The 13785-nt window shown below is 73.8% G+C and carries 9 protein-coding genes; 3 read left to right on the top strand and 6 right to left on the bottom strand.

What is annotated here, in order from left to right:
• Positions 1-21: 21 nt before the first annotated feature.
• Together OEIGOIKO_RS38425 and OEIGOIKO_RS38420 are read left to right on the top strand one after the other, a co-directional pair.
• On the top strand, positions 22-1047 hold the full coding sequence (locus OEIGOIKO_RS38425) for a carbohydrate ABC transporter permease (RefSeq protein WP_125057919.1): 1026 nt from the start codon (positions 22-24) through the stop codon (positions 1045-1047).
• Complete coding sequence (locus OEIGOIKO_RS38420) at positions 1044-1916, top strand: carbohydrate ABC transporter permease (RefSeq protein ID WP_125057918.1); 873 nt, start codon at positions 1044-1046, stop codon at positions 1914-1916. Before OEIGOIKO_RS38425 ends, OEIGOIKO_RS38420 begins: the two co-directional genes overlap by 4 nt.
• Before the next feature lie 24 nt (positions 1917-1940).
• On the opposite strand, the gene OEIGOIKO_RS38415 is transcribed toward OEIGOIKO_RS38420, so the two are convergent.
• On the bottom strand, positions 1941-2567 hold the full coding sequence (locus OEIGOIKO_RS38415; protein WP_031000136.1) for a ScbR family autoregulator-binding transcription factor: 627 nt from the start codon (positions 2565-2567) through the stop codon (positions 1941-1943).
• A gap of 363 nt (positions 2568-2930) precedes the next feature.
• Between OEIGOIKO_RS38415 and OEIGOIKO_RS38410 the strand changes: the two genes are divergently transcribed.
• Positions 2931-3191, top strand: a complete 261-nt coding sequence (locus tag OEIGOIKO_RS38410; RefSeq protein ID WP_125057917.1) for a hypothetical protein — start codon at positions 2931-2933, stop codon at positions 3189-3191.
• 108 nt (positions 3192-3299) lie between these two features.
• Here the strand turns inward: OEIGOIKO_RS38410 and OEIGOIKO_RS38405 are convergent, their stop codons facing one another.
• The 5 genes from OEIGOIKO_RS38405 to OEIGOIKO_RS38385 are packed head-to-tail and all read right to left on the bottom strand — an operon-like array spanning position 3300 to position 13617.
• Positions 3300-5294: a cytochrome P450 gene (locus OEIGOIKO_RS38405; RefSeq protein ID WP_125057916.1), complete on the bottom strand. Its 1995-nt coding sequence runs from the start codon at positions 5292-5294 to the stop codon at positions 3300-3302.
• Complete coding sequence (locus tag OEIGOIKO_RS38400; RefSeq protein WP_125057915.1) at positions 5291-9922, bottom strand: type I polyketide synthase; 4632 nt, start codon at positions 9920-9922, stop codon at positions 5291-5293. The genes OEIGOIKO_RS38405 and OEIGOIKO_RS38400 overlap by 4 nt, the downstream gene beginning before the upstream one ends.
• Positions 9919-11865, bottom strand: a complete 1947-nt coding sequence (locus OEIGOIKO_RS38395) for a non-ribosomal peptide synthetase (protein WP_125057914.1) — start codon at positions 11863-11865, stop codon at positions 9919-9921. Before OEIGOIKO_RS38395 ends, OEIGOIKO_RS38400 begins: the two co-directional genes overlap by 4 nt.
• Positions 11862-12770: an NAD(P)-dependent oxidoreductase gene (locus OEIGOIKO_RS38390; RefSeq protein ID WP_125057913.1), complete on the bottom strand. Its 909-nt coding sequence runs from the start codon at positions 12768-12770 to the stop codon at positions 11862-11864. Before OEIGOIKO_RS38390 ends, OEIGOIKO_RS38395 begins: the two co-directional genes overlap by 4 nt.
• A gap of 1 nt (position 12771) precedes the next feature.
• Complete coding sequence (locus OEIGOIKO_RS38385) at positions 12772-13617, bottom strand: SAM-dependent methyltransferase (RefSeq protein ID WP_170251974.1); 846 nt, start codon at positions 13615-13617, stop codon at positions 12772-12774.
• Between the last annotated feature and the right edge of the window lie 168 nt (positions 13618-13785).

Here is a 13785-nt window from a genome sequence, read left to right as displayed (position 1 = left end):
GTCCCGAAAGGCTGGTGCTGCATGGCGACAACGGTCAAAAGCGCGGACGACGACGGGGACCGGGGCGGCGGGAGAGACAGCACGGACGCCGTGCGCCGCGGTGCCGAGGGCGGCGCACGGGAGGGCGTACGGGCGGCCGGCAGCAGCGCCCGCGCCGCCGCACACCGGCGCCGCCGTCGGCAGACCGTCGTCGCCTACCTCTTCCTCACCCCCAGCCTGCTCTTCTTCGCGGTCTTCCTCGTGCTGCCGCTGCTGTTCGCGGTGCTGCTGTCACTGTCCCGCTGGGCGGGCTTCGACCTCGCCGACATACGGCCGGTGGGCACGGACAACTTCGCCGCCCTCTTCGCCCGCGGCTCGTCCTTCCTGAGGCCGGTCCTGAGCAACACCCTGCTGTACGCGCTGGGCACCGTGGTCCTGGCGCTGAGCGGCGCCGTACTGGCCGCCCACTGCATCACCAATCTGCGGTTCCAGGGCCTGTGGCGGACGCTGTACTTCCTGCCGATCGTCACCACCGTGGTCGCGGTCGGCAACGTGTGGAAGTACATGTACGAGCCGGGCGGCCTGGTCAACGGGGTGCTCAACGCGCTCGGCCTGCGTTCCGTGGCCTTCCTCCAGGACCCGGCGACGGCACTGCCCTCGATCGTGGTGGTCCAGGCGTGGGCCTCCCTGGGCTCCGCGATCCTCGTCCTCACCGCGGGCCTGAAGGCGATCCCCCGCTCCTACTACGAGGCGGCGGAGCTGGACGGGGCCGGGCAGTTCACCGTCTTCACGCGCATCACGCTGCCGCTGCTGCGGCCGTCGCTGCTGTTCGTGTGCGTGACCCAGTTCATCACCGGGCTCCAGTCGTTCGCGCTGATCATCGTGATGACCGGCGAGGGCGGGCCGGGCGACGCGACCGATGTCGCCGCCCTGGAGATGTATCAGCGGGCGTTCAAGTACGGGGACTGGGGGTCGGCGAGCGCGGCGGCCCTCGTGCTGTTCGTCCTGATCCTGGTGATCACTCTGGTGCAGTTGTGGCTGTTCCGGCGGAAGGGAGAGGACGCGTGAGACGGCGCAGGCGCTTCCCGTGGCTGTCGTACCTGCTGGTGGGGGCGGGCGCGGTGGTGACGGTCGTACCGTTCCTGGACATGCTGCTGACCTCGTTCAAGGGGGCGGGCGAGTACGGCAGGCTCCCGTACCGCTTCCTGCCGGAGGCCTTCGAGCTGTCCAACTACCGGGAGGCGTTCGTCCGGCTCGACCTGCCGCTGCTGTTCCGCAACAGCGTCGTCGCCACCGCCGTGATCACCGGCTCGGTGCTGCTGACGTCCTCCCTGGCCGGTTACGCCCTGGCCAAGCTGCGCTTCCCCGGCCGCGACCTGATCTTCCGGCTGGTGCTCGCGACGATGATGTTCCCGCCGTTCGTCTTCTTCGTCCCGCACTTCCTGATCCTCGTGCACTGGCCGCTGGCGGGCGGCAACGGGCTGCTCGGCGACGGCGGCGCGGGGCTGACGGTCAGCCTCGCCGCGCTGGTCATGCCGTTCTTGGTGTCCGGGTTCGGGATCTTCCTGATGCGGCAGTTCATCGTCTCCGTACCGGACGAGATGCTGGAGGCGGCCCGGATCGACGGCGCCGGGGAGTTCACGGTGTGGTGGCGCATCGTCGTACCGCAGACCAGGCCGGTGGCCGTGACCCTCGCGCTGCTCACCTTCGTGAGCGCCTGGAACGAGTACATCTGGGCGCTGCTGGTGTCGACCGCGAATCCCCGCCTGATGACGCTGCCCGTGGGCATCCAGACCTTGCAGAGCTACCTGGACCCCAACCGCATGGTGCCCGTCATGATGGCCGGGCTCATGCTGAGTGTGCTGCCCGTGCTGCTCTTGTTCCTCCTGCTGCAGAAGTACTACATCAGGGGTGTCATGCTCAGTGGCCTCAAATAGGACAGCGGCCGCACGGCCGCGGTATCAGGCGACCGTGCCGTCCTGCTGCTCCTCGAAGGTGAGCAGCGGCCGGAGGGCGGGTACGGCGATCCCCGGCAGCAGGTACCTCCACAGAGTGGTGATCCGCTCGTGCAGGTCGGCCCGGCCGGTCGAGATCTGCGACAGCAGCTGGGTGCCGGAGTAGGAGCTGACCAGCACCCAGGCCAGCTCGTCCACGTCCACCTCCGGCAGCAGCTCCCCCTTGTCCCGGGCGGCGCGCAGCTGGCCGGCGAACTCCTGCACCCAGTACTGGTACGGAGCGTCGTCCTGGACACCGAACTCACCCTGTTCGATCGCCAGCCGCACCCCGGCCCGCAGCGCCGGATTGGTCTGCAGCTGTCCGGCGAGGTACAGCGTGGTGTCGATCAGCCGTTGCAGCCCGTCCTCCCCGGACGGCAGCTCCAGACCGTCACCCTGCTCGACCATCACGGCGTGGGCGAGGGCCACCTTGGACGGGAAGTGGAAGTACATGCCGCCCTGGGTGACCCCCGCCCGCTTCATGATCTTGCTGACACTCGCGCCGCTGAATCCGAACTCGTCGAACACCTCGGAAGCCGCCCGGAGAATAGCCTCTCGGGTCTTGACCGCCCGTTCCTGCACTGACCGCACCATTTCCCTCGGCAAACACGTGAATGGTACGAAGAAAACGCGAGCCCTGCCGCATCGGTACCGGCCCGGCCCCGGAGAGTGATCATTACGGGGGATCCCGGCCGGAGACGGAGGGTGCCGCGGCCCCATTGTGCAGGGCGCGCAGACGGCCACCGCCACGGCGGCCGCCAGCACCGCCGCCGCCGTCACCAGCCACCGGGGGCGCCGCACAGGTGATCAGACGCGAAGGCCCCCGGGCCGCGGTGCCGGCCGTCACCGTACGCAGTGGTAGCCCCGCCCGGGCAACCCGTTCGCCAGCCCCCGCGTGCGGCGCCTCACGGGCCGGGTGAGAGTCGACTCAAACATCCCCCTCCCTGAGGAGAGACCATGCGTCGCACCGCGATAACCGCCGTCGGCATCATCGCTGCCGGATTCCTCGCCGCCACTCCCGCGGCAGCCGCCACCGCCGGTGGCGGGGGCAAGCACCTGCACCACCACACCGCCAGCCACTACCAGGCCGCCTACCAGCAGGCCGTGAACGCCGGCGGCCCGGACGGCGTGACCATCGGCGAGTCCGGCGCCGTCTCGCACAAGAAGGTCAGCGACCTGAAGAAGCACAAGCACTTCTACCACCACTGGGTGCGCTGACCACTCGCCACCCGGTGCCCACCACGGTCCCCCCGCCGCACCGGCCCGCAGCCCTTCGTCGCCCGCCTGGCGCGAAGGGCTGCGCCGTGCGGCCGGGCGCGCCCGTGTTCACCAGTCCACCGGCAGGGCTTCCACCCCGTACGCGGCGTTCAGCGGTGTGAAGCGCAGGTCCCCGAGCGGGACGCGCAGCCGGAGGCCCGGCAGCCGCCGCAGGACACGGGGGACGCAGACCCGCAGTTCCATCCGGGCCAGTTCCGCGCCCAGGCAGTGGTGCGCTCCGTGGCCGAGGGCCAGGTGGGGCGGTGGTTCGCGGGTGACGTCGAGGCGGTCCAGGCCGTCGGCCAGTTCCTTGTCGCGGTTGGCCGAGGGCAGGGAGCACAGGACGTACTCGCCCGCCGCGACGTCCTGGCCGGCGATCGTGACGTCCTGGGTCGCCTGGAAGACCTTTCCGAAAGCCACCACCGACAGGTGGCGGATCAGCTCCTCGGCCATGCCGGCGGGCCGGGCCCGGCCGTCGCGCACCAGCGCCGCCTGGCCGGGGTCGCGGATGAGCGCGAGCAGGGACAGCCCCAGGGTGCCACTGATCGTGGCATACCCGGCCAGCAGCAACTGGCAGGCTGTTCCGGCGAGTTCGTCGTCGTTCAGGTCGGTGCCGTGGGCGGTGACCAGGTGGCCGAGGACGTTGTCGCCGGGTGCGGCGCGGGCCGCTTCGACCAGCGCCCGCAGGTAGACGTCCAGGCGCCGGAACGCGCCTGCCTGCGCCTCGTGGACGGGGCGGAAGTCGTGCAGCAGCGCGAGGTCGTGGTGGAGCCGCCCGGAGTCCTCGACGGGAACCCCCAGCAACTCCAGGAACAGCAGCCGGGGCACCGGCAGGGCGAAGTCGGCGATCAGGTCGGCGGGCGGGCCGGCGCGCTCGACGGCGTCGAGGTGCCGGTCGGCCAGGGCTTCGGCGCGCGGTTCCAGGGCGCGGGCACGCTGGGCGCTGAATTCCGGGGTGAGCATCCGGCGGATGCGTGCGTGTTCCTCGGGCCCGTAGGTGTAGAAGACACCGGGCCGCGGCGGCGGGAACCCTTCGGGCGGTTCCGGGGGCGGCACCGGCCCGTTCACGGCGGCACGGGAGCTGAAGCGCCGCTGGTCGGCGATGACACGGCGGGCGTCGGCGTAGCGGGTGACCAGCCAGGCGCGGGCGCCGGTCGGCAGCGTCGTACGGACCACCGGCCGTTCCTCCCGGAGCCGGGCGAACTCCTCCGCCGGGTCGAAGGGGCAGGACGGGGAGCGGCGTACGAACAGCGGTACGTCCCGGTCCGCGCCTTCCCGGGCCTCCGCCGTCCCGCCGTCGCAGGCGTCCACGACATCGGCCACCAGTCCGGCTTCCTGCGCCGTGAGGTAGAAGTGGTCGCCGGGCAGCGCCCGGTACCGGAAGGCGGAGCGGGTCATCGCCTGCCAGGACCACATGTCGTCCTCGGTGGCCCTGGAGTCGTCGGTGCCCCGGTAGGCGACGATCGGTGCCGTCAGCCGCGGGGTGCGGGCGGGGCGGTAGGCACGGAGCAGGGCGTGGTCGGCGCGCAGGACCGGCATGACGAGGTCCAGCAGTTCGGGTGAATGGCGCAGGGCCGGATCAGCGGCGGCTGCCAGGGCGGCGATCTCCCGGTCGTCCGCGGCGGCGTCCGGCGGCGCGGACGCCGCGCACAGGTACGGGGCGCCGTGCCCGGACACCAGCAGGGCCGCCGGGGTCACACCGTCGCGTTCGGCCAGCCGGACCGCCACCTCGTAGGCGACGACGGCCCCCATACTGTGCCCGAAGAGCGCCAGCGGACGGTCGAGCAGCCCGCGCAGCGCCGCGTGCGCCTGGTCGGCCAGCTCGGTCATGGAGGTGAGCGGCGGCTCGGCGATACGGTTCTGCCGTCCCGGGTAGCAGACGGCACTCACCTCGGTACCGTGTGGCACCCGGTCCTGCCACCCGTGGAAGAACGTCGCGGCGCCACCCGCGTGCGGAAAGCAGACCAGCCGCAGCGCGGGGTCCGGCAGCACCCGTCGGCGCAGCAGCCACCGGGAGGCGTCCGTACGGCCCGGAGCTGGTTCCCGGGCGGATACGCCGGTCATACGGGGTCCTTCCGCTCGGGGGCGGGACCATCCGGCCCGGGTGGCGCGGAGGTGTCGCGCAGCGCGGCCACTTCGGCCGCCAGGCGCGCGACGGTCGGCGCGAGGAACACGGTCTTGACGGACAGGTCCACGCCGAAGCTGTCCTGGCAGCGCTGTACGACCTGGAGCGCGGCCAGGGAGTGTCCGCCCAAGGCGAAGAAGTCGTCGTGCAGGCCGATGCCTTCGTCGTTGCCGAGCACGTCGTGCCAGATGCGCTGGACTGCGTGCTCCAAAGGGCTCCAGGCGGCGGCGTCGGCGACAACGGATTCCTCCCCGGAGAGCGCGCTTCCCGGCCCGTCACTCTGGTCGTTGTGCCGGTCCCCGGAGTCGGGCTGCCCCTCGATGCTGTCCGTACCGGGCGAGACTGCGGAGGTGTCAGAAGGCAGGGCAACGGTATCCGGCGGCAGGGCAGATACGACGACTTGGCCGAGGGAGAGCGCACCGAGACAGCACTCGAACGCGGCGATCGCGTCAGCCGGCTCCAGCCCGCCCCGCGGCGTCCGGCCGGTGAGCGCGCGCTGCCGCCGTTCGCCCTCCCGTCCCATGCCGACACCGTTCCAGCGGTCCCAGTTCACGGCGACGACCGCGGGGCCCGGCGTACGGGCGGCGGCGTGCGCGTAGGTGTCCAGGAAGGCGTTGGCCGCGCCGTAACAGGCCAGGCCGGGCGCCTGCGAAAAGGCGGCCAGGGACGAGAAGAGCAGCACGAAGCCGGGTTCCGCGCCGGTCGCCCGGAGGGCGTCGAACAGGGTGACCGTGCCGGTGGTCTTGGCCGCGATCGCTTCCGACACCGCGTCGGGCGTGAGCAGTTGGGTCAGGCCGCCGGCCGGCACACCGGCCGCGTGCACGACGCCGTCCAGGCCGCCGAACCGCCGCAGTGCCTCGCGCAGGACGTCCCGGGTCCGCGCGGCGTCGGTGATGTCGGCGCTGCGGGCGAGGAGTTCGCCGGGCAGCCCGGTCAGTTCGGCCTCGGTGGCGCGGACCCCGTCCGGGTCGCGTCCGAGCAGGACGACCCGGGCGTGGTACCGGCTCAGCAGATGAGCTGCGAGCAGCCGCCCGATGCCGCCCGTACCGCCGGTGACCAGGTACCGCCCGCCCTCCCGCAGGGCCGTCGAACGGGGGGCGGGCGGCGTTCGCAGGGGCTGGAAGCTGCGCACCCAGCGCCGTCCGGCGCGCAGGCCCACAGGGCCGGGGGCAGCGGGCCGGGCGAGTTCCCGCAGGAGGCCGCGGGCCAGGGCGCGGGCCTGCGCCCCGTCGGGGTCATCGGCCGCCCGCCCGTCGGTGTCCACCACCCGTACGGTCACGGCCTCCCCCAGTTCGGCGCGCAGCGCTCCCGCCGCGCCCACCGGGAGCGCCGCCCAGGGGTCCAGGTCCTCGCTGCCGGTGATCTCCAGGGCGCCTCGGGTGACCAGGCACAGTTCGACGGCGGCGGCCGGGGCCGTGAGCGCGCGGGCCAGCCCGGCGAGGTCGCTCAGCGGCGTGCAGGCCGGGTGCGACGGCGCGCCGTTCCAGGTGCTGACGATGCGCAGCGGCAGGTCCGGGTCGCCCTCGGCCGTCTCGACGAGCTTGGCGTACTGGTCCGCGGCGCGCGGGTCGAGCGGGACGGTCCGGCCGCCGGCCCCGTCGTGGCCGTGCTGCGGGGCCACGGTGTCCGGCACGACGGTGGTCAGCGCCGCGCCGCGGGCGGTCAGTTCGCGGTGCAGGGCGTCGGCGGTCGGGCCGCCGTCGTGGAGCAGCAGCCACCGGTGTCCGGTGACGTCCGTATCGGGGCCGGCGGTTTCCGGTTCCGGTTCCAGATCGCGCTGCCAGGCGACTCCGTACCACGGGCCGGTCCCGGCCGTCCGGTCCGGCGTGGCGGCCGGTGCCGGACAGTGGCGGGTGGGCGCGAAGGGGTACGGCGCGGCGGGCACCCGGGGGCCGGGCGCCGGCCACAGCGCGGCCGGTTCGAGGTCGGCCCCCGCTTCCCAGGCGCGGGCGAGCGCCGCGAGCAGCACTTCGCGGTCGTCGCGTTCCTCCAGCGGGTGCCGCATGACGGTAACGCCCCGGTCCAGGCCCTGGGTGCGGGCCAGGGTGGTCAGCGTGGTGCCGGGCCCCACTTCGAGCAGGACGCGGGGGTCGTGGTCGCGTAGGCAGGCCAGGCCCAGGTCGAAGCGGACGGTGTTCCTCAGGTGGTCGACCCAGTACTCGGGGTCGGTGAAGTCCGCGTCGGCGGTGCCGGTGACGTTGGAGATCAGCGGTATGCCGGGCGGTGCCAGGGCGATGCCCCGCACCACGTCGCGGAAGGTGCCGAGCACCGGCTCGACGAGGGTGGAGTGCGCGGCGGTGGCCAGCGGCAGGACGTTGCAGGCGATGCCGTCCGCGGTCAGGCGGCGGCAGGCCGCCTCGATGCCGGGTGCGGGCCCGGACAGGACGCACGCGTCGGGCCCGTTGACCACCGCCAGGCAGACGCCGTCGCGGAGCGAGGACTGGAGGCGGAGCGCACCGGCACGGACGACCAGCATGGCGCCGTTGTCGATGCCGGAGAGCAGTTCTCCCCTGCTGCTGACGAGGGCGAGCGCGTCCGGCAGGGACAGGACGCCCGCGAGGTGGGCGGCGGCGTACTCGCCGAGGCTGTGGCCCGTCAGTACGGAGGGTGTCACTCCGCAGGAGGCGAGCAGCCGGGCGAGGGCGACTTCGGTGATGAAGACGGCGGGCATCGCGACGCGCGGGTCCGGGTCGGCGTCCGGTGCGGCGTCCTCGCCGGACCCGGACGGCCACCACGCGCGCAGATTCCGGGCCGTCTCCCGGTCGGGCAGCAGGCGCAGGCAGGTGTCCACGGCCTGCCGGAAGACGGGTTCGTCGCGGTAGAGCTCACGGCCCATGCCCGGGTACTGCGAGCCACCGCCCGGGAAGACGAAGGCCACCTCGTCCGCGCGCCCCCCGCCGGTCCGCAGCGCCGCGTCCGTACGGAAGGCGGCTTCGGTGAGGGCGTGGGCGCGGTCGCGCAGGACCACGGCGCGGCGGCGCGCGAACCGGCGTCGGCCGACGGCCAGCGTACGGGCGTAGTCGGCGAACTCCTCGTCGCGCAGGCCGCGCAGCGTACGGGCGTGCGCGGCGGCCATCTCGTCGAGGGCCCGTTCGTCGCGCGCCGACCAGGTCAGCAGCTGCCACGGCCGGGCCGGTGCGGACGGCGGGGGCGGCGGCGGTTCCTGGAGGATGACGTGCGCGTTCGTGCCGCCTACCCCGAAGGCGCTGACGGCGGCGCGGCGCGGGACGCAAGCGAGCGGCCAGTCCTCGCCCGCCTCGGCGGGTACGAACGGGCTGCTCGCGAAGTCGATGTCGGGGTTCGGGCGGAACGGCCCGTTCGGTGACGGCGGGATGCGCCCGTGCCGGACCATCAAGGCGGCCTTGATGAATCCGGCCACTCCGGCGGCGGCGTCGGTGTGGCCGATGTTCGCCTTCACCGAACCCAGCCGGCCGCGGCCGCGTCCGGTGGCGCCCGCCGCGCGGTAGGCGCGGGTCAGGGCGGTGACCTCGATGGCGTCGCCCAGCGCGGTGGCCGTGCCGTGGGCCTCGACGTAGCCGACGGTGTCCGGGTCGACGGCGGCGTCCCGCAGCGCCGCCTCGATGACGGCCTGCTGGCCGGCGACGCCGGGCGCGGCGTAACTGAGCTTGTCGTTGCCGTCGTTGGTGACGGCACTGCCCTTGACGACGGCATGGATCCGGTCGCCGTCGGCCAGGGCGTCGGCGAGCCTGCGCAGGGCCACGATGCCCAGCCCGTCGCCGGACACGAAACCGGAGGCGTCCCGGTCGAAGCAGCGTACGTACCCGTCGGCCGACCAGACACCGCCCGCGCGGCGCAGATAGCCCTGGCGGCGCCACGGCGACCAGGACACGCCCCCGGCCAGCGCCAGGTCGCAGTCGCCGGCGGCCAGCGCCCGGCAGGCGACGTGGACGGCGACCAGCGAGGTGGAACAGGCCGACTGCACGGCGAAGGCGGGGCCGGTCAGTCCGAGTTGGTAGGCGGCCCGGGTCGGCAGGAAGTCCTTGTCGTCGGCGGCCATCAGCAGGTCGGCGGAGGTGCCGAGGAAGACCGAGCTGTCCGGGGTGCGGTGGGTGCCCACGGTCTGGCCCGCGAAGATGCCGACGGTCCCGGGAAACCGTTCGGGGTCGTGGCCGGTGTCGTCGAGCGCGTGCCAGGCGGCTTCCAGGAACATCCGCTGCTGGGGGTCCATGACGGCGGTCTCGCGGGCGGAGTAGCCGAAGAACGCGGCGTCGAACCGGTCGGCGTCCCACAGGATGCCCGCGGCGGGCATCAGCGCGGGGTCGGCCAGGCGCGCACGGTCGGCGCCCGCCTCGGTGAGCTGATCCGCCGTCAGCTCGCGTATGCCGCGCCGCCCTTCGGACAGCATGCGCCAGAACTCCTCCGGACCGGTGGCCCCGGGGAAGCGGCAGGCGATACCGACGACCGCGAAGCCGGTCTCCGGCGCGGGGTCCGTACCGGCCGGTGGGCCGCCGCCGGCCCGTGGGTCCGTACCGGCCTGCGGGTCACGGCCGGAAGTGGCGGCGGGCCCGGTGCCGTCCGCCGTCTGCCCGGTGCGCGCTGCGGTCACTGGAGTCCGCCTTTCACCGTGCGTACGGCAGGTAGGGGGTGGCCGGCGGCCCGTCCGGCGCCGGGTGGTGCGGTGCCGACGGCCCGGGCGCCGTTGCGGGTGCGGTCGAGGAGGGCGGTGAGCAGCCGTACGGTGCGGGCGTCCATGAGGTCGGCGGCGCCGAGCCGCGTTCCCCAGCGCGCGCGGACGGCCGCCTGGATGCGGATCACGTCGAGCGAGGTGGCGCCCAGGTCGGCGAAGTCGTCGTCGGGGGCGATGTCGTCCACACCCAGCACCGCGGCCACCAGCTCCGCCACGTCCCGCTCCCGCCCGGCCGCCGTAGCCCGCCCACGGAGCGGGACGTCCCGCCCGTCGTCGCGCGGTGCGGCGGGCGGGGCCAGAGCCGTGCGGTCGATCTTCCCGTGCGCGGTCAGCGGCAGCCGTTCCACGAGGACGAAGGAGGACGGCACGAGGTGGGCGGGCAGCAGCGCGGCCAGGTGGCGGCGCAGTACGGCGGCGGTGACGGTACCGCCGGGTGCGGCCTGCACGTACGCCGTGAGCCGGTCCGTCCCGCCGTCCTGCGGCGGACGGCCGGAGCCCGGCGGCGGTACGGAGGTGCCGAGCGCCCCGCGCGTCGCCGTCACGGCTGCCGCGCTGACGTCCGGATGGCGCAGCAGGGCCGTCTCCACCTCGCCGGGCTCGATGCGGTAGCCGCGTACGTTGAGCTGTCCGTCGATCCGCCCGAGGAAGAGGTAGGAGCCGTCCGGGAGACGGCGGGCCAGGTCGCCGGTGCGGTAGAGCAGGCGTCCGGGGAGCGGGCCGAAGCGGTCGGGCACGAACTGGCGCCGGGTGTCCGCCGGGCGGTCGAGGTAGCCGAGTCCGACGCCGGGGCCGCCGATGTGGACCTCGCCGGGCTCCCCGTCCGGCACGGCCGCTCCCCGCTCGTCCAGAAGGTGCACGGCGACACCGGGCAGCGGGTGCCCGATGCCGGGAGTGCCCTGTCCGGGGCGGCAGCGGCCCATGGTGGCGCAGACCCCTGCCTCGGTGGGCCCGTAGGCGTTGAACAGCCGTACGCGGCTGCCCCAGCGCCGTACGAGGTACTCGGGCAGCGGCTCACCGCCGGAGGTGAGCGTGGTGACCGGTATCGGCTCGTCCGCCGGCAGGGTGGCCAGCAGCGAGGCGGCGCCGGAGAGATGGCTGATGTCCAGCTCGCGCAGGGCGCGGCTCAGTTCGGGTCCGTGCAGGGGCACCCCGGGACGCGGGACGACGAGAGTGCCGCCGCTGAGCAGACTCATGGCGAGTTCCCAGATCCACACGTCGAAGGTGAACGGCGCGAACTGCAGGACGCGCGCCCCTTCGAGGTCGCCGTAGACCTGGTGCAGTCCGCGCGCGAGGTTGACGACCGCGCGGTGCGGTATCCGTACGCCCTTGGGCGCACCGGACGAACCGGAGGTGTGCAGGACGTAGGCGAGATCCTCGGGACCGGCGGCGTCCTCGCCCGGGGCCGGCCGCTCGGGCGCCGCGGCCGGGCCGTTCAGGGTCCGGGCGGTCAGCCGTACGCAGGTCACCTCGCCGCCCGCGAGCCCGGACAGCACGGCGGGGTCCGGCTCCCGGTCGGTGATCACCGTACGGACGCCGGCTTCCTGGAGCACCGCCCGGTTGCGGGGCGCCGGATGCGACGCGGGCAGCGGTACGTAGGCGGCGCCCGCCGTCCAGAGGGCGAGCACCGCCACGGGCAGCAGGGGCGAGCGCTCCGTCGTCACGCCGACCGTGTCCCCCGGCCGGACACCGGCGCGGTCCAGCCGGGCGGCCAGATCCTCGGCCCGGCGGGCCAGTTCGGCGTAGGTCGTCCGGCCGCCGGGGTGGACCAGCGCGTCGCGCCCGGGAACCGCGCGCACCCACTGCCGGAAGAGCGCGACCGCACCGGCACCGGGCCCCTCCCCCGCGCGGCTCCCGCCCGTCATGCGCCCTCCACCGGGTGCGGTGCGGCGGCGGCGCTCCGGCGGGCGCGGAACTGCTCGGTGAGGATGGCGATGTGCTCCCGCCGGTGGCCCTGTTCCAGCGCGGTGCGCACCCGGTCCCGCAGGGCCGTGAGGTACGACGCGTCGACCCCGGCGTCCTCGGCCGCGCCGGCGAGGTTCTGCAGGACGTCGATGTGGGTGGTCAGCGGTGCCTGTTCGTACGCGTAGTCGCGGCGCTCGATCAGGTCGAGGCCGACCCGTACGGTGTTCTCGAAGCCCGGGTCGTACAGCGGCACCGAGTCGGCGAACGCGTTCAGGGGTACGCCGACGTGCTCGGCGATCGCCGCGCACTCCAGGAAGCCGCTGACGAACGCGTAGTAGAAGGCGCTGGCGACGACGTGGTACGCCTTCGCGTAGCGCGGTTCGTCGTGCAGGTGCACCTGATGGCCGGCCATCGCCTTGGTCACCGGACCCAGTTCGGCGAAGTCCTCCGGCGCGCCGCCGTAGACGGTGAAGCAGGCGTCGGTGCCGATGGCGTCCGGGTAGTTGAGGACGGCCGCCTCCACGAAGCGGCCCCCGGCACCGGTGATCCGGTCCTGGAGCGGCCCGACGCTCTCGGGCACACCGCTGGAGTGCTGGACGAACAGCCGCCCGGACAGTTCGGCGCCGGCCTGCTCCAGGACACGGTGGGTGACGGGGTAGTTGAGCAGACACAGCAGGGTGATCCGGGAGGCGCGGACCGCCTCGGCCGCGGTGGCGTGGACCTGGACGCGCGGGTTCGCCTTCGCCACTTCCCCGGCGCGCCGTCCGGTGCGGTTCCACACCGCCACCTCCAGGCCGGCCGCGGCGCAGGCCCGGACCACTCCCGAGCCGATCACACCGGTCCCGATCACGGTCACGTCCGCCATGTCAGTGCTCCGTCCTGGTGAAGGTCATGAGGATGGCGCCGACCTCGGGAGCCTCGGCCCAGCCGGCGAAGGCCGCGAGGAGGCGGCCGGCCTGTTCGTCCCCCAGCGTGCCCGCCAGGCGGGTGCCGGCCTTCTCCAGCCGGGCCAGCAGCCTGCCGAAGGAGCCCCGGACGCTCTCGGTGAGGTCCGAGAGTTCGGTGATGTGCAGCCCGGCCTGCCGGGCCGCCGCCAGGTGCACGTGCGGCGGGTCCAGCGACACCGCGTTCAGCAGGCTGAGGTACGGGCCGATGCGGTCCAGCAGTTCCCGGGTCGTCCGGCCGCGTACGTACGGGGTCTCGACGACGAGCCGGCCGCCCGGCCGCAGCACCCGGGCGAGCGCCCCGTACAGCTCCGCGACGTCGAAGTGCGGAGTGCTCTCGAAGGCCAGCGCCGCGTCGAAGGACGCGTCCTCGAACGGCGGCCGCAGCGCGTCCGCGTGCTGGAAGCGCACCGCGTGGCCCAGCCCCAGCTGCCGGGCGTACGCGGACGCGGCGCGCAGCGCCCGCTCGTCGATGTCGATGCCGACGACGCTCGCGCCCGAGGTCTGTGCGAGCCGTACCGCGGGACGCCCGTTGCCGCACCCCACGTCCAGGACCCTGCTGCCTCGCCTGGCCCCGAGCCGGGACAGGACCCGTCCGGTCAGCCGCTCGGTGGCCTCCTCGACGGAGGCCGGGTCGTCGGCGCCGTGCCACAGACCGAAATGCCGGTCGGGTCCGGCGGCGTCCTCTTCGAGGACGGTGAGCATGGCGTAGGTGCGCTCGATCTCCCGGTGGGAAAAGGTTCCGGTCCAACTCGGTTCGGCGGACATGCGAAACACCCTCCGTCGCGGTCTGTACCGAATACGGACCGGCGGGACCGGACCTGCTGCCGTCCCCCTTCTGTCACCCGGTGCCGGCACATGGACGTGAAAAGGAAGTGCGAGCGGCCGCGAGGGCATTGCGGTCCCCGCGGCGACAGGAAGTGCGGCGGTACGAAA

Source organism: Streptomyces paromomycinus, assembly GCF_003865155.1.
Classification (GTDB): Bacteria; Actinomycetota; Actinomycetes; order Streptomycetales; family Streptomycetaceae; genus Streptomyces; species Streptomyces chrestomyceticus.
The sequence above is the reverse complement of the archived record's forward strand: the minus strand, read 5'-3'. Positions and strand labels throughout refer to the sequence as shown.